This is a genomic window from Enterobacter sp. Acro-832 (assembly GCF_011752745.1).
Lineage (GTDB): Bacteria > Pseudomonadota > Gammaproteobacteria > Enterobacterales > Enterobacteriaceae > Enterobacter > Enterobacter quasiroggenkampii.
In genome coordinates this window covers 728,158-747,144 of record NZ_VWWX01000002.1, presented here as the reverse complement: position 1 = coordinate 747,144, position 18,987 = coordinate 728,158, and the positions used below count along the sequence as shown (strand labels likewise).

At 59.8% G+C, this 18,987-nt stretch carries 17 protein-coding genes; 13 read left to right on the top strand and 4 right to left on the bottom strand.

Annotated elements, in window-relative coordinates:
• Window positions 1–59: 59 nt before the first annotated feature.
• Window positions 60–2,438 (bottom strand): phosphoenolpyruvate synthase, encoded by a 2,379-nt coding sequence (ppsA, locus tag F3J31_RS10055; RefSeq protein ID WP_167212835.1) that lies wholly within the window; start codon window positions 2,436–2,438, stop codon window positions 60–62.
• Window positions 2,439–2,773: 335 nt separating this feature from the next.
• Between ppsA and F3J31_RS10050 the strand changes: the two genes are divergently transcribed.
• From F3J31_RS10050 to F3J31_RS10015, 8 genes are all read left to right on the top strand, one after another.
• Entirely contained in the window at window positions 2,774–3,607 is an 834-nt protein-coding gene (locus F3J31_RS10050; protein WP_167212832.1) for a pyruvate, water dikinase regulatory protein, read from the top strand.
• Between the two features lie 152 nt (window positions 3,608–3,759).
• Window positions 3,760–4,806 (top strand): 3-deoxy-7-phosphoheptulonate synthase AroH, encoded by a 1,047-nt coding sequence (aroH, locus tag F3J31_RS10045; RefSeq protein WP_008500645.1) that lies wholly within the window; start codon window positions 3,760–3,762, stop codon window positions 4,804–4,806.
• A 196-nt stretch (window positions 4,807–5,002) separates the two neighbouring features.
• Window positions 5,003–5,185, top strand: a complete 183-nt coding sequence (hemP, locus tag F3J31_RS10040) for a hemin uptake protein HemP (RefSeq protein ID WP_024909414.1) — start codon at window positions 5,003–5,005, stop codon at window positions 5,183–5,185.
• Window positions 5,186–5,262: 77 nt separating this feature from the next.
• Window positions 5,263–7,245: a TonB-dependent hemoglobin/transferrin/lactoferrin family receptor gene (locus F3J31_RS10035; RefSeq protein ID WP_167212829.1), complete on the top strand. Its 1,983-nt coding sequence runs from the start codon at window positions 5,263–5,265 to the stop codon at window positions 7,243–7,245.
• Between the two features lie 47 nt (window positions 7,246–7,292).
• Window positions 7,293–8,321 carry a hematinate-forming heme oxygenase ChuS gene (gene chuS, locus F3J31_RS10030; protein ID WP_111966861.1) on the top strand — a complete coding sequence of 343 codons (1,029 nt, stop codon included), beginning with the start codon at window positions 7,293–7,295 and terminating at the stop codon, window positions 8,319–8,321.
• Window positions 8,318–9,139, top strand: a complete 822-nt coding sequence (locus F3J31_RS10025) for a hemin ABC transporter substrate-binding protein (RefSeq protein ID WP_063621424.1) — start codon at window positions 8,318–8,320, stop codon at window positions 9,137–9,139. The genes chuS and F3J31_RS10025 overlap by 4 nt, the downstream gene beginning before the upstream one ends.
• Window positions 9,139–10,131 carry an iron ABC transporter permease gene (locus F3J31_RS10020; RefSeq protein ID WP_048222666.1) on the top strand — a complete coding sequence of 331 codons (993 nt, stop codon included), beginning with the start codon at window positions 9,139–9,141 and terminating at the stop codon, window positions 10,129–10,131. Before F3J31_RS10025 ends, F3J31_RS10020 begins: the two co-directional genes overlap by 1 nt.
• Window positions 10,124–10,903: a heme ABC transporter ATP-binding protein gene (locus F3J31_RS10015; RefSeq protein ID WP_167212826.1), complete on the top strand. Its 780-nt coding sequence runs from the start codon at window positions 10,124–10,126 to the stop codon at window positions 10,901–10,903. Before F3J31_RS10020 ends, F3J31_RS10015 begins: the two co-directional genes overlap by 8 nt.
• Here the strand turns inward: F3J31_RS10015 and F3J31_RS10010 are convergent.
• Window positions 10,900–11,793 (bottom strand): LysR family transcriptional regulator, encoded by an 894-nt coding sequence (locus F3J31_RS10010; RefSeq protein ID WP_167212823.1) that lies wholly within the window; start codon window positions 11,791–11,793, stop codon window positions 10,900–10,902. The genes F3J31_RS10015 and F3J31_RS10010 overlap by 4 nt on opposite strands.
• Before the next feature lie 140 nt (window positions 11,794–11,933).
• Between F3J31_RS10010 and F3J31_RS10005 the strand changes: the two genes are divergently transcribed.
• From F3J31_RS10005 to F3J31_RS09985, 5 genes are read left to right on the top strand one after another with little or no spacing between them, the layout of a single operon-like run.
• Window positions 11,934–12,641, top strand: coding sequence for a CoA transferase subunit A (locus F3J31_RS10005; protein ID WP_045910273.1), 708 nt, complete (start codon window positions 11,934–11,936; stop codon window positions 12,639–12,641).
• A gap of 2 nt (window positions 12,642–12,643) precedes the next feature.
• The gene (locus tag F3J31_RS10000) at window positions 12,644–13,300 is read left to right on the top strand and encodes a CoA transferase subunit B (protein WP_045910272.1); all 657 of its coding nucleotides are present in this window, start codon (window positions 12,644–12,646) and stop codon (window positions 13,298–13,300) included.
• Between the two features lie 9 nt (window positions 13,301–13,309).
• Window positions 13,310–14,491 (top strand): acetyl-CoA C-acetyltransferase, encoded by a 1,182-nt coding sequence (locus F3J31_RS09995; RefSeq protein ID WP_167212820.1) that lies wholly within the window; start codon window positions 13,310–13,312, stop codon window positions 14,489–14,491.
• A gap of 41 nt (window positions 14,492–14,532) precedes the next feature.
• Window positions 14,533–15,927, top strand: a complete 1,395-nt coding sequence (locus tag F3J31_RS09990; protein WP_345790454.1) for a GntP family permease — start codon at window positions 14,533–14,535, stop codon at window positions 15,925–15,927.
• A gap of 10 nt (window positions 15,928–15,937) precedes the next feature.
• Window positions 15,938–16,708: a 3-hydroxybutyrate dehydrogenase gene (locus F3J31_RS09985; protein WP_167212814.1), complete on the top strand. Its 771-nt coding sequence runs from the start codon at window positions 15,938–15,940 to the stop codon at window positions 16,706–16,708.
• A gap of 42 nt (window positions 16,709–16,750) precedes the next feature.
• On the opposite strand, the gene selO is transcribed toward F3J31_RS09985, so the two are convergent.
• Together selO and F3J31_RS09975 are read right to left on the bottom strand one after the other, a co-directional pair.
• On the bottom strand, window positions 16,751–18,193 hold the full coding sequence (gene selO, locus F3J31_RS09980; protein ID WP_167212812.1) for a protein adenylyltransferase SelO: 1,443 nt from the start codon (window positions 18,191–18,193) through the stop codon (window positions 16,751–16,753).
• 61 nt (window positions 18,194–18,254) lie between these two features.
• Complete coding sequence (locus F3J31_RS09975) at window positions 18,255–18,971, bottom strand: EAL domain-containing protein (RefSeq protein ID WP_048027544.1); 717 nt, start codon at window positions 18,969–18,971, stop codon at window positions 18,255–18,257.
• Window positions 18,972–18,987: the final 16 nt, after the last annotated feature.

The window sequence follows — 18,987 nt, the reverse complement described above, 5'->3', positions numbered from 1 at the left end:
AAGAGGGAAAATAAAAAAGGCGAGGAGATATCTCCTCGCCTTTATCCGTTTTTAAGCGGTTACTTGTTCAGTTCCGCCAGGCTCAGCCAGGTTTGCACCACCGTATCCGGGTTCAGGGACAGGCTATCAATCCCCTCTTCCATCAGCCAGGCAGCGAAGTCTTCATGGTCGGATGGACCCTGACCACAAATCCCGACGTATTTGCCCTGCTTCTTCGCCGCGCGGATGGACAGGGAGAGCAGCGCCTTCACCGCCTCGTTGCGCTCATCGAACAGCTCGGAGACCACGCCGGAGTCGCGGTCCAGACCCAGCGTCAGCTGCGTCATGTCGTTCGAACCGATAGAGAAGCCGTCGAAGTGCTCGAGGAACTGCTCGGCCAGCAGGGCGTTGGACGGAATTTCACACATCATGATGATCTTCAGCCCGTTCTCGCCGCGCTTCAGACCCTGACGCGCCAGCTCGTCCACAACCGCTTTCGCCTGATCCACGGTACGTACGAACGGGATCATGATCTCCACGTTGGTCAGACCCATGTCGTTGCGCACGCGCTTCACCGCCTCACACTCCAGCGCGAAGCAGTCGCGGAAGCTGTCGGACACGTAGCGTCCGGCCCCGCGGAAGCCCAGCATCGGGTTCTCTTCTTCCGGCTCGTAGCGCTCGCCGCCGACCAGGTTGGCGTATTCGTTAGACTTAAAGTCAGACAGACGCACAATCACGCGTTTCGGATAGAAGGCGGCACCCAGCGTCGCGATCCCTTCGGTCAGACGGCCGACGTAGAACTCTTTCGGCGAGTCATAGCCTTTCATCATCTCGCGGATTTCGTTCTGCAGCTTTGGATCCTGGTCGTCAAACTCCAGCAGCGCACGCGGGTGAACGCCGATCATACGGTTGATGATAAATTCCAGGCGCGCCAGGCCTACGCCTTCGTTCGGCAGGCAGGCGAAGTCGAACGCGCGGTCCGGGTTACCGACGTTCATCATGATCTTCAGCGGCAGGTCCGGCATGGTATCCACGCTGGAGCTCTTCACGCTGAAGTCGAGGATATCGGCATACACGTAGCCGGTATCGCCTTCGGCACAGGAGACGGTCACGTTCTGACCGTCCTTCATGCGCTCGGTAGCATCACCGCAGCCGACAACCGCAGGAATACCCAGTTCGCGGGCAATGATCGCCGCGTGACAGGTACGGCCGCCGCGGTTGGTGACGATAGCCGCCGCTTTCTTCATGATCGGTTCCCAGTCCGGGTCGGTCATGTCGGTCACCAGCACGTCGCCGGGCTCAATACGGTTCATCTCGCTGATGTTGTGGATCACTTTCACCGGACCGGCCCCGATGCGGTGACCGATAGCACGGCCTTCCGCCACGATTTTGCCCTGGGCGTGCAGCGTGTAACGCTCCATCACCTGGCCGCGAGAGCGGACGGTTTCCGGGCGCGCCTGCACGATAAACAGCTTGCCGGTGTTCCCGTCTTTCGCCCATTCGATATCCATCGGACGGCCGTAGTGTTTTTCAATCTGCACCGCCTGCTTCGCCAGCTCCTGCACTTCGGCGTCGGTCAGGGAGAAGCGGTCGCGCTGCTCCTGCGGTACGTCTTCAATTTTAACCTGCTTGCCATGCTCCTGGGTCGGGGCATAGATCATGCGGATTTTTTTCGAGCCCATGGTGCGGCGCACCACCGCCGGACGGCCAGCGGCCAGCGTAGGCTTGTGAACGTAGAATTCGTCAGGGTTTACCGCACCCTGCACAACCATCTCACCCAGCCCCCACGCGGAGGTGATAAACACCACCTGGTCGAAGCCGGATTCGGTATCAATGGAGAACATCACGCCGGATGAGCCCACGTCCGAGCGCACCATGCGCTGCACGCCAGCGGAAAGTGCCACGCCGCGATGGTCGTAGCCCTGGTGCACGCGATAGGAGATGGCACGGTCGTTAAACAGGGAAGCAAACACGTGCTTCACGGCCACCAGCACCGCATCGTAACCCTGGACGTTCAGGAAGGTTTCCTGCTGCCCGGCAAACGAGGCGTCCGGCATGTCTTCCGCGGTCGCAGAGGAACGCACGGCAAAGGAGGCCTGCGCATCGTCAGCAGAAAGCTGGTTGTATGCGTCGTGAATGGCTTTTTCCAGTTCCGGCTGGAAAGGTGTGTCGATGATCCACTGGCGGATCTGCGCCCCGGCTTTGGCAAGCTCGGTGACGTCATCAATATCCGTTTTATCCAGCAGGTCGTAAATGCGCTGGTTAACACCGCTCTGGTCTAAAAACAGGTTAAAGGCATCGGCGGTGGTGGCAAACCCGTTCGGTACGGAGACACCCATACCCGACAGGTTTGTAATCATTTCACCCAGGGAGGCATTTTTGCCCCCAACTCTGTCTACATCATTCATGCCGAGTTGGTTATACCAAAGCACCAGCGGTGACGAGCCATTGTTGGACATCGAAACAATCCTTTTGTGATATTTGATCGGAGTAAGTAACACCTGACTACGTATTTATACTGGCATATTTATTTCCGCTAAAAAAACGGTGAATCGTGTAAGCAATTTAAAATTTCAACTTTTCGGATACTTTCCCATCAACGATTAACCCGATGATTCCTCTATATTCAGCCAGAAACCCCAAAAATAAAGTCGCTATTTGAAAAATGAAATCCACTTTTCAGGAAAATCAAAAACAGCGTTTCATTCATAATTAGGATAAGTTCTTTGCTGTGTAAATTACTTTTTTAATTTATGCTTTCAGACAATTACGTCTGATATTCAGGGTGGGTAAAATGGATAGTGCTGTCGATCGTCACGTTTTTTATATTTCTGATGGTACGGCGATCACCGCCGAGGTGCTGGGCCACGCGGTGATGTCGCAGTTTCCCGTATCGATCAACAGCATTACGCTGCCGTTTGTCGAAAATGAGAGCCGCGCCAAAGCGGTGAAGGACCAGATCGACGCCATTTACCAACAGACCGGCGTCCGCCCGCTGGTGTTCTACTCCATCGTGATCCCAGAGATTCGCGCCATCATTCTGCAGAGTGAAGGCTTCTGCCAGGATATCGTGCAGGCGCTGGTGGCTCCGCTGCAAAGCGAGCTGAAGCTCGACCCGACGCCTATCGCCCACCGTACCCACGGGCTGAACCCCGGCAACCTGACCAAGTACGACGCCCGTATCGCCGCCATTGACTATACCCTCGCGCACGACGACGGTATCTCTCTGCGTAATCTCGACCAGGCGCAGGTGATCCTGCTTGGCGTGTCGCGCTGCGGCAAAACGCCGACCAGCCTCTACCTGGCGATGCAGTTCGGCATTCGCGCCGCCAACTACCCGTTTATTGCTGACGACATGGATAACCTGGTGCTGCCCGCCGCCCTTAAGCCGCTGCAGCACAAGCTGTTCGGGCTGACCATTAATCCGGAACGCCTTGCTGCCATCCGCGAAGAGCGCCGCGAGAAAAGCCGTTACGCCTCCATGCGCCAGTGCCGGATGGAGGTCTCCGAAGTGGAAGCCCTGTACCGCAAAAATCAGATCCCGTGGCTGAACAGCACCAACTACTCTGTTGAAGAAATTGCCACCAAAATTCTCGACATCATGGGGCTTAACCGCCGCATGTACTAATATGCTAGTACATTAGCTCAGATTCAGGTATCATCATCGGCAACCACGGGGCGGTGTCGCCCCGAACTTGAAATCAGCAGGGATTGGTTTAAGGTGATGCCCATCACTTCCCGGTAGTCTGCCGATGAAGCAAAAATTTTCTGAGACATTCCATGAATAAAACCGATGAACTCCGCACTGCGCGCATTGACAGCCTGGTTACGCCGGCTGAACTGGCCCAGCGGCATCCTGTTTCCGCTGCCGTTGCAGAACACGTGACGGCCTCCCGCCGCCGCATTGAAAAAATACTTAATGGTGAAGACAAGCGTCTTCTGGTGGTGATTGGTCCCTGCTCCATCCACGATCTGGATGCCGCGATGGATTACGCAAAACGGCTTCAGGGCCTGCGGGATAAGTATCAGCACCGCCTTGAGATTGTGATGCGAACCTACTTTGAAAAACCGCGTACCGTGGTGGGCTGGAAAGGGCTGATTTCCGACCCTGATCTGAACGGCAGCTATCGCGTGAACCACGGCATCGAGCTGGCACGTAAGCTGCTTTTGCAGGTCAACGAGCTGGGCGTGCCGACCGCCACCGAGTTTCTTGATATGGTGACCGGGCAGTTTATCGCCGATCTGATCAGCTGGGGCGCGATTGGCGCACGCACCACCGAAAGCCAAATCCACCGCGAGATGGCCTCCGCCCTCTCCTGTCCGGTCGGCTTTAAAAACGGGACCGATGGCAATACCCGTATTGCGGTTGATGCCATCCGCGCTGCCCGTGCCAGCCACATGTTCCTGTCGCCGGACAAGAGCGGTCATATGACCATCTACCAGACCAGCGGTAACCCGTACGGGCACATCATCATGCGCGGCGGCAAGAAACCCAATTACCATGCACAAGATATTGCGGCGGCCTGTGAAACCCTGGCCGAGTTCGACCTGCCGGAACATCTGGTGGTGGACTTCAGCCACGGCAACTGCCAGAAGCAGCATCGCCGCCAGCTGGACGTCTGCGATGAGATCTGCCAGCAGATCCGCAGCGGTTCAACCGCCGTTGCAGGGATTATGGCGGAGAGCTTTATCAAAGAAGGCACGCAGAAAATCGTTGCTGGCCAGCAGATGGTATACGGCCAGTCGATCACCGACCCGTGCCTGAGCTGGGAAGACAGCGAGCTGCTGCTGGAGAAACTCGCAGCAGCCGTGGACACACGCTTTTAACATCCTGCCGGGTGGCGCTGCGCTTACCCGGCCTACGATTCTTGCCGTTGTAGGCCCGGTAAGGCGAAGCCGCCACCGGGCTTTTCATTGCACAATATTGATCCTCTCACCCTTTTTTCACAAAAACGCTTGCCGTGAATTTGCAGTTTATTGATAATGATTATCATTGTTACATTGATTGTTATTTATAAACATTATGTCACGTACGGATAACAGCGCGGCAACGCCAGCAAAAACAGACACAGCACCAGCCCCAACCGAGCGTCGGATTGACAGCAAAACCCTGCTCGGCGATGAGGGCCGGGTCATTATCGAGCATGACGGCCAGCGCTATCTGCTGCGCCAGACCCATGCCGGAAAACTGATCCTCACAAAATAAACAACACAAAAAACTACGCCAGCCACCCAGGTAAACCCCAGGCAGCCAGCGCTTTTCAATTCTAATGGAGAGTTGCTATGCCACACCTGCCTTCCGCGTCTTTACGCCCGTCACTTCTGACGCTGGCGATTGTCAGCGCCCTGCCGACCGCGGCGTTTGCTGCCACAGATGACATTACCGTCACCGCCACGGGCAACGCCCGCAGCGCCTTTGAAGCCCCCATGATGGTGAGCGTGATTGACGCCAGCGCGCCGGAGAAGCAAACCGCCAGCTCGGCGGCCGACCTGCTGCGTAACGTCCCCGGCCTGACGCTGGACGGTACCGGGCGCACCAACGGGCAGGACGTGAACCTGCGCGGCTATGACCGTCGCGGCGTGCTGGTGCTGGTTGACGGCGTGCGTCAGGGCACCGACACCGGTCACCTGAACAGCACGTTCCTCGATCCGGCGCTGATTAAACGTATCGAAGTGGTTCGCGGCCCGTCGGCCCTGCTGTACGGCAGCGGCGCGCTGGGCGGCGTGATTTCTTATGATACCGCCGATGCGAAAGATCTGCTGGAGCCGGGTAAAAACAGCGGCTACCGCGTGTTTGGGACGGGCGCGACGGGCGATCACAGTTTTGGCCTGGGGGCCAGCGCCTACGGCCGCACCGACATCCTGGACGGTCTGGTGGCCTGGTCCAGCCGGGATCGCGGTGATATTCGCCAGAGCGACGGAGCAACCGCCCCTAACGACGAATCCATCAATAACATGCTGGCGAAAGGCAGCTGGAAAATCGACCCGGCCCAAACCCTGAGCGGCTCCCTGCGCTACTACAATAACGACGCTCAGGAACCGAAAAACCCGCAAACCCCCGGGGCGGACAGCAGCAACCCGATGACCGATCGCTCCACCATTCAGCGTGACGCGCAGGTGGGCTATCACATCGCCCCGGAAGGTAACGACTGGCTGAACGCCGACGCGAAGGTCTACTGGTCCGAAGCGCGCATTAATGCCCAGAATATCGACAACAGCGGTGAGTTCCGCAAGCAGACCACCAAAGGCGGCAAGGTGGAAAACCGCACCCGCCTGTTCAGCGACACCTTAGCATCACACCTCCTGACCTACGGCGGGGAATATTATCGTCAGGAGCAACATCCGGGCGGGGCAACCACCGGCTTCCCGGAGGCGAAAATCGACTTCAGCTCCGGCTGGCTGCAGGACGAAATTACCCTGCGCGATCTGCCGGTCACCCTGCTGGGCGGCACGCGGTATGACAACTACCGCGGCAGCAGCAATGGCTACGACGATGTCGATGCCGACAAGTGGTCCTCCCGCGCCGGGTTGACCGTCAGCCCGACCGACTGGCTGATGCTGTTTGGCTCTTACGCACAGGCGTTCCGCGCGCCCACCATGGGTGAGATGTACAACGACGCCAAACACTTCTCTATTGGCCGCTTCTATACCAACTACTGGGTGCCGAACCCGAACCTGCGCCCGGAAACCAACGAAACTCAGGAGTTTGGTTTCGGTCTGCGCTTTGACGATCTGCTGCTTGCCAACGATGCGCTGGAGTTTAAAGCCAGCTATTTCGATACCAAAGCCAAAGACTACATCTCCACCACCGTCAATTTCGCGGCGGCAACCACCATGTCGTATAACGTTCCGAACGCCAAAATCTGGGGCTGGGACATGATGGCAAAATACTCTGCCGACCTCTTCAACCTCGACCTGGCCTACAACCGCACGCGCGGGAAAGATACCGATACGGGCGAGTACATCTCCAGCATCAACCCGGATACCGTCACCAGCAAGCTGGACATTCCGGTGGCGCAGAGCGGTTTTTCCGTCGGCTGGATTGGCACCTTTATCGATCGCTCAACGCATATCAGCAGCAGCTACAGCGAGCAGCCGGGCTATGCGGTCAATGACTTCTATGTCAGCTATAAGGGCCAGGAGCGGCTCAAAGGCGTGACCACGACGCTGGTACTTGGCAACGCCTTCGACAAAGCGTACTGGTCACCTCAGGGCATTCCGCAGGACGGCCGTAACGGGAAGATTTTCGTCAGTTATCAATGGTAATCCCTTCGCCCCGGCTGACCGGGGCACTGCTTTGAAAGGAAGAGACAATGAATCACTACACACGCTGGCTTGAGCTAAAAGAAGAAAATCCGGGTAAGTACGCGCGCGACCTTGCAGGGCTAATGAACATCAGCGAAGCGGAGCTGACCTTTGCCCGCGTGGGCCACGACGCCTGGCGACTGCACGGTGAAATGCGCGAGATCCTGGGCGCGCTGGAGGCGGTGGGCGAAACCAAATGTATCTGCCGCAACGACTACGCCGTTCACGAGCAGGTCGGGAACTTCACCAACCAGCACCTGAACGGCCATGCCGGGCTGGTGCTGAACCCGCGTGCGCTGGATCTGCGCCTGTTCCTCAACCAGTGGGCAAGCGCGTTTCACATCAGTGAAGCCACCGCCCGCGGCGAGCGGCAAAGCATTCAGTTCTTCGACCATCAGGGCGATGCCCTGCTGAAGGTCTACGCCACGGACAACACCGACCGTTCCGCCTGGGGCGACGTGCTGACCCGTTTTATCTTTGCCGATAATCCACCGCTGGCGTTAAAGGCGCCCGACGCGCCTGCTCACGCGGAAAGTCCGCAAGCCGCCCTCGTGGACAAAGAGTGGCGCGCCATGACCGACGTGCACCAGTTCTTCAGCCTGCTGAAACGTCATAACCTCAGCCGCCAGCAGGCGTTTCGCCTGGTGGGGGACGATCTGGCCTGTCGGGTAGAGAACAGCGCGCTGGCGCAGCTGCTGGAGACGGCGCGTCGGGACGGCAATGAAATCATGGTCTTCGTCGGCAACCGCGGCTGCGTGCAGATTTTCACCGGCGTGGTGGAAAAGCTGGCGCCGATGAAAGGCTGGCTGAACATCTTCAACCCAACCTTTACCCTGCACCTGCTTGAAGACGCGATTGCCGAGACGTGGGTCACGCGCAAACCGACCGCGGACGGGCATGTCACCAGCCTGGAGCTGTTTGCCGCCGATGGGACGCAAATCGCCCAACTGTACGGCCAGCGCACCGAAGGGGAGCCGGAGCAGAGCCAGTGGCGCAGCCAGATTGACGCCTTAACAGCGAAAGGGCTGGCCGCATGAAACGGTGGCTTGCCCTGTTCAGCGCCCTGCCCCTGCTGGCGTTTGCTGCGCCGCAGGAGAAAATCATCACGCTCGGCGGCGACGTCACCGAGATTGTCTACGCCCTCGGCGCGGCCTCTTCCCTGGTGGCCCGCGACAGCACCAGCCAGTGGCCGCAGGCGGCAACCGCGCTGCCGGACGTGGGCTATCTGCGCCAGCTCAACGCGGAAGGGATCTTATCCATGCGCCCTACGCTGGTGCTTGCCAGCGCCCAGGCGCAGCCGTCTCTGGCGCTCAAGCAGGTTGAGCAAAGCCACGTCAGGGTCATCGCAATTCCTGCCGGTAACGATCTGAGCGTCATTGACGAAAAGGTACGGATCGTCGCTGAAGCGACGCACCGCGAGGCCGAGGGGGAAGCCTTGCGCAACACGCTGCGTCAGGCGCTGTCGGCACTTCCCGCGTCACCGCTCAATAAGCGGGTGTTGTTTATTCTCAACCACGGCGGGATGACCGCTATGGCTGCCGGACAACAGACCGGCGCGGACGCGGCCATTCGTGCGGCGGGGCTGCAGAACGCGATGCAGGGGTTCACCCGCTATCAGCCGCTGTCTCAGGAAGGCACGATTGCCAGCCGACCCGATCTGGTGGTGATTTCGCAGGACGGCATCAACGCCCTGGGTGGGGAAGCGAATCTGTGGACGCTGCCCGGCCTGGCGCAAACCCCGGCAGGACGGAACAGGCAGGTGCTGGCGATTGATGACATGGCGCTGCTGGGCTTCAGCGTGCGAACGCCGGAAGCCATCCGGGAGCTGCGTGCCAAAGCGGAGCAACTGCCCTGATGTCCCGGCGAGCCGCCCTGTCATTATGGATGCTGGCCGCGCTGCTGGTCGTCACGACGCTGACGGCCAGCGGAATTGGCGCGCTGCGCCTGCCGGTCAGCCTGCTGTGGAACGGCACCGACGAGGCCCTGCGTCAAATCTGGCTGACGATCCGCTTGCCTCGCGTGCTGCTGGCGCTGGCGATCGGCGGTTCGCTGGCACTGGCGGGCTGCGTGATGCAGGGGCTGTTTCGCAACCCGCTGGCGGATCCGGGGCTACTCGGCATCAGCAGCGGCGCGGCGCTTGCCGTCGCCCTGTGGGTGGTGCTTCCGCTCTCGCTGCCAGCGCTGGTGATGCTGTATGCCCCGATGCTGGCGGCGTTTCTCGGCGCGCTGGCCGCCACCGTCGTGATTTTCCTGCTCAGCCGACAGCGTGACGCTTCCCTGTCGCGCCTGCTGCTGGTAGGGATTGCCATCAACGCCCTGTGCGGTGCCGCCGTCGGCGTGCTGTCATGGCTCAGCAATGATGCCCAGCTTCGCCAGCTTTCCCTCTGGGGAATGGGCAGCCTCGGCCAGGCGCAGTGGTCGACGCTGCTGGCCGTCGCGTCGCTGATGATCCCCACCCTGCTGGCGATCTGGCGTCTGGCAGGGCCCCTCAACCTGCTGCAGCTGGGCGATGAAGAGGCGCACTATCTCGGCGTGGAGGTTCCCGCCGTGCAGCGGATCCTGCTGTTGTGCAGTGCCCTGCTGGTGGCTGCCGCCGTTGCGGTCAGCGGCGTGATCGGTTTTGTCGGCCTGGTGGTGCCGCACCTGGTGCGCATGTGGCTGGGAGCCGACCACCGGGCCACGCTCCCCGGCTCGGTGCTGGCCGGTGCGCTTCTCCTGCTGGTGGCCGATACGCTGGCGCGTAGCCTGGTCGCCCCAGCGGAAATGCCGGTCGGCTTATTGACCAGCCTTCTCGGCGCGCCGTGGTTCCTGTGGCTTATCTTTCGTCGCGGAGGTGCGCATGGCTGAACGCTATTGTGCAGAAAACCTTGTTTTTCGCGCCGGGCAACGCACGCTGATTCACGACGTGTCGCTGACCTTATCTCAGGGCGAGCTGGTGGCGTTGATTGGCCCCAACGGTGCCGGGAAATCGACGCTGTTGCGGCTGCTTACCGGCTACCTTAAACCTGCGGGCGGACGGTGCAGCCTGGCGGGCACACCGCTTGCGGCCTGGTCGCCGGACAAGCTCTCCCGCTACCGGGCGGTGATGCGCCAGAGCACACAGATCGGATTTGACTGGCCGGTTGAGGCGGTCGTCGGTATGGGGCGTGCGCCCTGGACCCGCACGCCAGAAGCGACGGTGATCGAGGAGGTCATGGCCATCACCGGCTGTTTACCGCTGGCGGGCAGGCAGTTTGCCGCGCTCTCCGGCGGCGAGCAGCAGCGCGTTCAGCTCGCCCGCGCGCTGGCTCAGCTCTGGTGCGACGGTGCGCCGCGCGGCTGGCTGTTTCTTGATGAACCCACGTCTGCGCTCGATCTCTATCACCAGCAGCATCTCCTGCGCCTGCTGAAATCCCTGACCAGCCGGGGACATCTGCACGTTTGCGCGGTGCTGCATGACCTCAACCTGGCAGCGCTGTGGGCGGATCGCCTCCTGCTCCTGCACAGCGGCAGGATCGTGTCTCAGGGAGAGCCGGAAACCGTTTTGCAGGCCGATGCGCTGGCGCACTGGTACGGCGCACAGGTTCATGTCGGCAGGCACCCGGCTCACGCCGCGCCGCAGGTGTTTCTTGTCCCTTAATCGGGCTGATAAAAATCCTTCAGCGTTTCCAGCAGGGCATGCGCCGCTTTTGAAAGCTGCGTATGCCCTGGATGGATCACTCCGATACACTTTTCAATAGGCGGACTGTCCAGCGGAATACAGACCGCGCCCAGCGACGCCATCTGCGTCTTGCAGAGCGCCGGTACGGCGCTGCCGCCCAGCCCGCTTGCGACCATCCGCCCGACCGTCACCAGCTGATGACTTTCAAGCGCGACGTCCAGCTTTCTGCCGCTTCGCGCCAGCTCCTCTTCCATCATCAGACGCACCGCCGACGGGCGCTGCAGAGTGATGAAATCCAGCGTCAGCAGCGCTTCCCATGTCAGGCGTTTTTTGCCCGCCAGCGGGGAATCTTTCGGCACAATAGCAACAAAGCGGTCGAGACCCAGCGGGGTAAACAGCAGGTTGTGCGTGGGCGCGGGCTCAAAGGCGATGCCCATCTCGACCCGCCCTTCCCGCACCATCTCAATCACCTGCTCGTTAATCACGTCATGCACGGTGACGTTGATCCCGGCATGGCGATCGCGAAACGCTTTCAGCACCTCGGGCAGGACATTCGCGGCAAACGACGGCATCGCCGCGACCGAGATTTTACCGCGCTGCAGGGTAAAGCACTGGTGCATCGCCTCTTCGACATTATCCCAGTCGGCAAGCAGCTGCCGCGCCATCGGCAAAAACGTCTCGCCCTCCTGCGTCAGCGCGACCTTGCGCGTGCTCCGCTGCAGCAGCGGTCCGCCGAGCGCGTCCTCCAGGGCTTTAATCGTCAGGCTCAGAGCTGGCTGGGAGAGATTCAGCCGTTCGCTGGCGTGGGCGAAATTCAGAGTGTGAGCTACCGCTAAAAACGCGCGTAACTGTTTGACAGTCATTCTCATTTTTCATCCCGTTAACTAATTGAAAAAATTTAGTTAACAGGAAATTAATAAAAAAACCAAATGAGTGGGTCACAAATTCAAAATTAACAAATGAGTTGCCGCCCCTAATGATACCGCCACGGTTAAGAGGAGGAATGACGATGGCGGGACTGGATAAGCGCGTCGACAGCTATGCGCAGGCGCTGGATGGGCTGACGGACGGGATGACTTTGCTGGCGGGCGGCTTCGGCCTGTGCGGTATTCCGGAGAACCTGATTGCAGAGGTCAGACGCCGTCAGGTGAAAGATCTGACGGTGGTATCAAACAACTGCGGCGTGGACGGCTTCGGTCTCGGGCTCCTGCTTGAGACGCGGCAGGTTCGTAAGGTAGTGGCTTCTTACGTCGGCGAAAACGCGCTGTTCGAGCAGCAGGTACTGAGCGGTGAACTGGAGATTGAACTCACGCCTCAGGGCACGCTGGCGGAAAAGGTGCGCGCGGGCGGCGCGGGTATTCCGGCATTTTACACGGCCACCGGCTACGGCACGCCCGTGGCTGCGGGCAAAGACGTGCGCCAGTTTGCCGGTAAGCATTACATCCTCGAAGAGGCCATTACGGGGGATTTCGCGCTGATCAAGGGCTGGAAAGCGGACTGGTACGGCAACGTCGTCTACCGGCATACCGCGCAAAACTTTAATCCGCTGATGGCAACGGCAGGCCGGATAACGGTCGTCGAGGTGGAGGAGATTGTTGCGCCGGGTGAGCTTCCCCCGTCGGCCATTCATACCCCGGGAATTTACGTCGACAGGCTGATTGTTGGCCAGTTTGAAAAACGCATTGAACAGCGCACGCTGCGCGCGGAAGGAGTGTGACGATGTTAACCCGTGAACAGATGGCCATGCGCGTCGCCCGCGAGCTGCGCGACGGATATTACGTCAACCTGGGGATCGGCATTCCTACCCTGGTGGCGAACTACATTCCGGAAGGAATGGACGTGATGCTTCAGTCGGAAAACGGGCTGCTGGGGATGGGCGCGTTCCCTGACGAGCAGAGCCTCGACGCCGACATGATCAACGCCGGTAAACAGACCGTGACCGCACGGACGGGCGCGGCCATTTTCGACTCGGCCCAGTCGTTTGCCATGATCCGCGGCGGCCATGTTGACCTGACGGTGCTGGGCGCGTTTGAGGTGGACGTCGAAGGCAATATCGCCTCATGGATGATCCCCGGAAAGATGGTCAAGGGGATGGGCGGCGCGATGGATCTCGTCGCCGGGGCGCAGAACATTATCGTGGTGATGACCCACGCGTCAAAAAGCGGTGAGTCAAAGCTGCTGTCGCGCTGCACGCTGCCGCTCACGGGCGCGGGCTGCATCCGCCGGGTCTTAACCGACCTCGCGCTGCTCGAGATCGCGGACGGCGCGTTCATCCTGCGGGAATACGCCCCCGGCGTCAGTATCGACGAAATAGCGGCGAAAACGGCCGGAAAAATGATTGTGGCGGACGACGTTCGCGAGATGCGCTTTAGCTGAGGACTCAGGATGAAAGAGGTCATGATTGTCGGGGCAACGCGGACCCCCATTGGCAGTTTTCGCGGATCGCTCGCGCCCCTCTCTGCGGCTGAGCTGGGGGCCGTCGCGGTTCATCGTCTGCTTGAAAACAGCGGTCTTCCTGCTGAGACGATAGATGAGGTGATTTTCGGCCAGGTGCTGACGGCGGGATGCGGACAAAACCCTGCGCGTCAGACGGCCATCGCCGCCGGGTTACCCGTCAGCACGCCAGCGACAACGGTCAACCTGGTGTGCGGCGCGGGATTAAAAGCGGTGCAGCTCGCCGCGCAGGCGATCCGCTGCGGCGACGCTGGGGTAGTGATTGCCGGCGGACAAGAGAGCATGAGCAACGCCCCCTATCTGCTGGACGGCGCGCGTTCAGGGCTGCGTTTTGGCCATACGGGCCTGCAGGACAGCATGATCACGGACGGTCTGTGGGACGCGTTCAACGATTACCACATGGGGATCACCGCTGAAAACGTCGCCCGGCAGTACGGCATTTCCCGCGAGCAGCAGGACGCCTTCGCTGCCCGGTCGCAGCAAAAAGCGGCCTCCGCCGCCGAAGCGGGCCGGTTTGATGCCGAGATAGCCCCGGTGACGGTGAGGCAGGGTAAAAAGCCGCCACTTATTGTCAGCCGTGACGAGCAGCCCCGGCCAGGCACCACCGCCGAGCAGCTTGCGCAGCTGCGCCCCGCCTTTTTGCAGGAGGAAGGCACGGTCACGGCGGGAAATGCCTCCACGCTCAACGACGGCGCCGCGGCGGTGCTGCTGATGAGCGGCGAAAAGGCGCGGGAGAGCGGTTTGCCGATTCTGGGGCGCATCGTGAGCTATGCCGTGACGGGCGTTGACCCGTCTGTGATGGGCATCGGGCCGGTCAGTGCCTGTCAGACGGCGCTTGCGCGGGCGGGCTGGACGCTCGATGACGTGGACCTCATTGAAGCCAATGAAGCCTTTGCCGCCCAGGCGCTGGCTGTGGGCCAGCAGCTCGGCTGGGATGAACGCAGGGTGAACGTTAATGGCGGCGCGATCGCCCTCGGTCATCCGATTGGCGCTTCCGGCAGCCGCATCCTCGTGACGCTGCTGTACGAAATGCAGCGCCGTGACGTCAAAAAGGGGCTCGTCACCCTGTGCGTAGGCGGCGGGCAAGGCATTGCCCTCACCGTCGAGCGTTAAACATCTCGTTGGTACCCGAATAATAATGACAGTGAGGAGTCGTGATGAGTGTATTAATTGCCCTGGCGGCGCTGGCGCTGCTGATGCTGGCGGCCTATCGCGGATATAGCGTGATTTTGTTTGCGCCGATTGCGGCGCTCGGTGCCGTACTGCTGACCGATCCGGGCGCCGTTGGCCCGACGTTTACCGGTCTGTTCATGGAAAAAATGGTGGGCTTCGTCAAGCTCTACTTCCCGGTGTTCCTGCTGGGGGCGGTGTTTGGCAAACTGATTGAGCTTTCCGGCTTCTCGCGCTCCATCGTTGCCGCCGCGATTCAGATCCTCGGTCGTCGCCACGCCATCCCGGTGATTGTCCTGGTGTGTGCGCTGTTAACCTACGGCGGCGTGTCGCTGTTCGTGGTGGCGTTTGCGGTTTACCCGTTCGCCGCGGAACTGTTCCGCCAGAGCGGTATTCCTAAACGACTGATCCCGGCCACGGTGGCGCTGGGGGCATTCTCGTTTACCATGGATGCCCTGCCCGGCACACCGCAGATCCAGAACATCATTCCCACCAGCTTCTTTGGTACCAACGCCTGGGCCGCACCGTGGCTGGGGCTTATCGGCTCTCTGTTCATTATCGTCTTTGGCCTGCTCTGGCTGGAACGCCAGCGGCGTAAGGCGCTCAGCAACAACGAAGGTTACGGCACGGATCTGAAAAATGAACCGGAGACGTCGGACAACATTAACCTTCCGCATCCGCTGATTGCCATCGCCCCGCTGCTGATGGTGGGCATACTGAACCTGCTGTTTACCCGATGGATCCCCGGCTGGTACGGCACGAGCCACGAGCTGACCCTGCCCGGTCTGGCGAAACCGATCGTGACCGAGGTGAGCAAGATCACCGCCATCTGGGCCGTGGAGGCGGCGTTGATCGCCGGTATCGTGCTGGTGCTGATTTTTGGCTTCCGCAACATCCGGGGACGCCTGGCAGAAGGCAGCCGGACGGCGGTGAGCGGTGCCATTCTGGCGGCGATGAATACCGCCTCGGAGTACGGTTTCGGCGCGGTTATCGCCGCCCTGCCCGGTTTTCTGGTGTTATCCCACGCGCTGGCGGCCATTCCGAATCCGCTGCTGAATGAAGCCATCAGCGTGACCGTTCTCGCGGGGATCACCGGCTCGGCGTCCGGCGGGATGAGTATTGCGCTCGCCGCCATGTCCGACACGTTTGTCGCCGCCGCGCACGCCGCCAATATCCCGCTTGAGGTGCTGCACCGCGTGGCGTCAATGGCGAGCGGGGGAATGGATACCCTACCCCATAACGGGGCGGTGATTACCCTGCTGGCTATCACTGGCCTGAGCCATCGCCAGGCCTACGGCGGCATTTTTGCTATCACGATTATTAAAAGTCTGGCAGTGCTTTTTGTCATTGCCGTGTTCTATCTGACCGGCATTGTGTAAGGAGAGAAAGATGAATCTGAACGGTAAAACCGCCCTGGTCACCGGCTCGACCAGCGGCATTGGCCTGGGGATCGCCCGCGTGCTGGCGAAGGCCGGGGCGCAGCTGATCCTCAACGGTTTCGGCGACAGCGAATCAGCAATTGTTGAGATTGCGCAACTGGGCAAAAAGCCGGGCTATCACGATGCGGACCTGCGTGACGTGCTGCAAATTGAAGCCCTGATGCGCTACGCCGAATCGCAGTTTGGCGGCGTGGACATTCTCGTCAACAACGCTGGCATACAGCACGTGGCGGCGGTTGACGCGTTTCCGGTGGAGAAATGGAACGACATTATCGCCATTAACCTCTCGTCGGTGTTTCACACCAGCCGGCTGGCGCTCCCTGCCATGCGCGAGAAAAACTGGGGGCGCATCATTAATATCGCCTCCGTTCACGGGCTGGTCGCGTCAAAAGAGAAGTCGGCCTATGTGGCAGCCAAGCACGGCGTGGTGGGCTTTACGAAATCGCTAGCGCTGGAAACCGCGCGCACCGGCATTACCGCCAATACGATCTGTCCCGGCTGGGTGCTGACCCCGCTGGTGCAGCAGCAAATTGACAAACGTATCGCTGACGGCGTACCGCCGGAGCACGCTCGCGAACAGCTTCTGGCGGAAAAACAGCCTTCGGGCGAGTTTGTTACTCCGGAGCAGCTGGGCGAACTGGCGCTGTTTTTGTGCAGCGACAGCGCCGTTAACGTTCGCGGCGCCGCGTGGAATATGGACGGCGGCTGGGTCGCGCAGTGATGTTCAGGCCGGGTAAAGCGAATCCGCCCCCCGGCCAAAAGACTAGCTTGAGCAGCTGACCTCCAGCCGCTTGCCCCAGTCAGGCGGGCGGCTGACGTAATCATCATCCCGGTCGGCAAACGGCGTGCGCAACGCCACGTGCAGACGGTGTAACTCGTCGTACTCGCCCTGCTCTGCCTGCTCAATCGCCCGCTGCGCCAGCCAGTTGCGCAACACCATCGCCGGGTTCGTGGCGTTCATCTGCGTCTGGCGGGTCGCGTCATCCACCTGCTCCTGCTGCAGCCGCGCGCGGTAGGATGCAAACCAGTCGTCAAACGCCTGTCTGTCAATAAACTCATCGCGCAGCGGCGAGGCGGCGCTGTACTGCTCCGTCTGCCCCAGCATCCGGAAGGTGCGCGTGTAATCGCTGCCCTCGCGCGCCATCAGGGCAAACAGGCCATTGAGGATGTCGTTATCGCCCTTCTCCTGCGTCACCATCCCCAGCTTATTGCGCATCAGCGTGCCATATTCCCGCAGTAAGATCTCCTGATAGCTGTCGAGGGCATCATTCAGGGCATCAACGTCGATAAACGGCGACAGGGTTTGCGCAAGCCGCTGCAGGTTCCACAGACCCACCGCGGGCTGATTGTCAAAACTGTAGCGCCCCTGATAGTCGGAGTGGTTGCAGATATACCCTGGCTGATAATCATCCAGGAAACCAAACGGGCCGTAGTCAAAGGTCAACCCGAGAAGCGACATGTTGTCGGTATTCATGACGCCATGGGCAAAGCCTACCGTTTGCCAGCGGGCAATCAGGGTGGCGGTACGGGCCACCACGTCCCGGAACCAGAGAACGTATTTATCCGCCTCGTCCTGCCAGTGCGCCCAGTGGTGACGAATGGCAAAGTCTGCCAGCTGGCGCACCTTTTCCGGCTCGCGACGATAGTAAAAGTGCTCAAAATGGCCGAAGCGCAGATGGCTTTGCGCGATACGCATCAGCATGGCGCCCTTTTCCACGGTTTCGCGCACAACCGGCGTGTCGCTGGTCACGATCGACAGCGCTCGGGTGGTGGGGATACCCAGGGCATGCATCGCCTCGGATCCCAGGCACTCGCGAATCGTTGAACGCAGAACCGCACGCCCGTCCCCCATCCGCGAATATGGCGTCAGGCCCGCGCCTTTCAGGTGCCAGTCAACCGTCTCCCCGTTGGGAAGCTGTTGTTCACCGAGCAGGATCCCCCTGCCGTCGCCCAGCTGTCCTGCCCAGACGCCAAACTGATGTCCGCTATAGACCTGAGCCAGGGGTTGCATACCGGCGAGAAGCGTTTCGCCTCCCCAGACGCCAGCGATCTCCGAACGCTGAAACAGCTCAGGCGGAATGGCCAACTCTTCTGCCAGCCGATCGTTATGCCAGATAAGACGTGAATTTTGTAATGGTGTGGGTTTGAGTGCGGTATAAAATCCCGGCAACTCGTCATGCCAGCGAGCAGTAAAAGACAGGGTCATAAGTCCTCCTGCTTTTAGTGTAGAGGGTTTACCCGAACTTAAACACGGGCGAAAGCAAGGGTTATCGCTGCTGAACCAGCGTAGTGACGTGTTCCGCCGAGACGGCAGGCCAGAGTGTTCCCTGCATGGCGCCAAAATTAAAGGACAGCACGCGCTGCAAGAGGCCATGGTCATCAATGCCTGAGACAATCACAGACTGGCAGTGCGGCGTGATTTGCCAGAGGATGGCGCGCATAAAGGGCTCAAAAGAGAGTTCCGCCGCACGCTGCTGAATGAAGCCTTTATCGAGAATGACCCGTTTAAATAATCCATCGTAGACCGCCTTGAGCGATGCCGCGCCTGCGCCAAAGTTTGCCAGCACCAACGGAAAATGGATCGCCATTCTCGCCAGCTGAAGATCGTCCTTTCCGTTATTTAAACCTGGATAATTCTCATTAACAGTAAACTCAAGAAACGGATAACGCTCAAGAATTGAAACAGCGTTTCCATTACTTAATAAAAATTCAACTATTGCAGGTGTAATATTGATCCATGCAATTAACTGATGCTGAATAAAAAACAGTTTACAGGTATCAAGCAATTGCAATTTTTCGTTAAACAGCGTTAACTCTTCAGCCGCTGAAAGTCGTGGGATAACAAGCTCAGTGGGGATCCGCACATCGCTGCCGACGCCAGTAAAGTTAACCAGAATTTCTAAACCTTTAAGCTCCCCTGCGCTATTACGGGCAGGCAGAAGCAGCAGTTCAGACTGGTAAGCATTATCTAGCGTAATTATCATTGCACTCGCCCCGCAT

Bases quoted from the DNA above. Each gene is read 5' to 3' on its own strand.
- ppsA (WP_167212835.1), bottom strand. From the start codon at position 2,438: ATGTCCAACAATGGCTCGTCACCGCTGGTGCTTTGGTATAACCAACTC.
- F3J31_RS10050 (WP_167212832.1), top strand. From the start codon at position 2,774: ATGGATAGTGCTGTCGATCGTCACGTTTTTTATATTTCTGATGGTACG.
- aroH (WP_008500645.1), top strand. From the start codon at position 3,760: ATGAATAAAACCGATGAACTCCGCACTGCGCGCATTGACAGCCTGGTT.
- hemP (WP_024909414.1), top strand. From the start codon at position 5,003: ATGTCACGTACGGATAACAGCGCGGCAACGCCAGCAAAAACAGACACA.
- F3J31_RS10035 (WP_167212829.1), top strand. From the start codon at position 5,263: ATGCCACACCTGCCTTCCGCGTCTTTACGCCCGTCACTTCTGACGCTG.
- chuS (WP_111966861.1), top strand. From the start codon at position 7,293: ATGAATCACTACACACGCTGGCTTGAGCTAAAAGAAGAAAATCCGGGT.
- F3J31_RS10025 (WP_063621424.1), top strand. From the start codon at position 8,318: ATGAAACGGTGGCTTGCCCTGTTCAGCGCCCTGCCCCTGCTGGCGTTT.
- F3J31_RS10020 (WP_048222666.1), top strand. From the start codon at position 9,139: ATGTCCCGGCGAGCCGCCCTGTCATTATGGATGCTGGCCGCGCTGCTG.
- F3J31_RS10015 (WP_167212826.1), top strand. From the start codon at position 10,124: ATGGCTGAACGCTATTGTGCAGAAAACCTTGTTTTTCGCGCCGGGCAA.
- F3J31_RS10010 (WP_167212823.1), bottom strand. From the start codon at position 11,793: ATGAGAATGACTGTCAAACAGTTACGCGCGTTTTTAGCGGTAGCTCAC.
- F3J31_RS10005 (WP_045910273.1), top strand. From the start codon at position 11,934: ATGGCGGGACTGGATAAGCGCGTCGACAGCTATGCGCAGGCGCTGGAT.
- F3J31_RS10000 (WP_045910272.1), top strand. From the start codon at position 12,644: ATGTTAACCCGTGAACAGATGGCCATGCGCGTCGCCCGCGAGCTGCGC.
- F3J31_RS09995 (WP_167212820.1), top strand. From the start codon at position 13,310: ATGAAAGAGGTCATGATTGTCGGGGCAACGCGGACCCCCATTGGCAGT.
- F3J31_RS09985 (WP_167212814.1), top strand. From the start codon at position 15,938: ATGAATCTGAACGGTAAAACCGCCCTGGTCACCGGCTCGACCAGCGGC.
- selO (WP_167212812.1), bottom strand. From the start codon at position 18,193: ATGACCCTGTCTTTTACTGCTCGCTGGCATGACGAGTTGCCGGGATTT.
- F3J31_RS09975 (WP_048027544.1), bottom strand. From the start codon at position 18,971: ATGATAATTACGCTAGATAATGCTTACCAGTCTGAACTGCTGCTTCTG.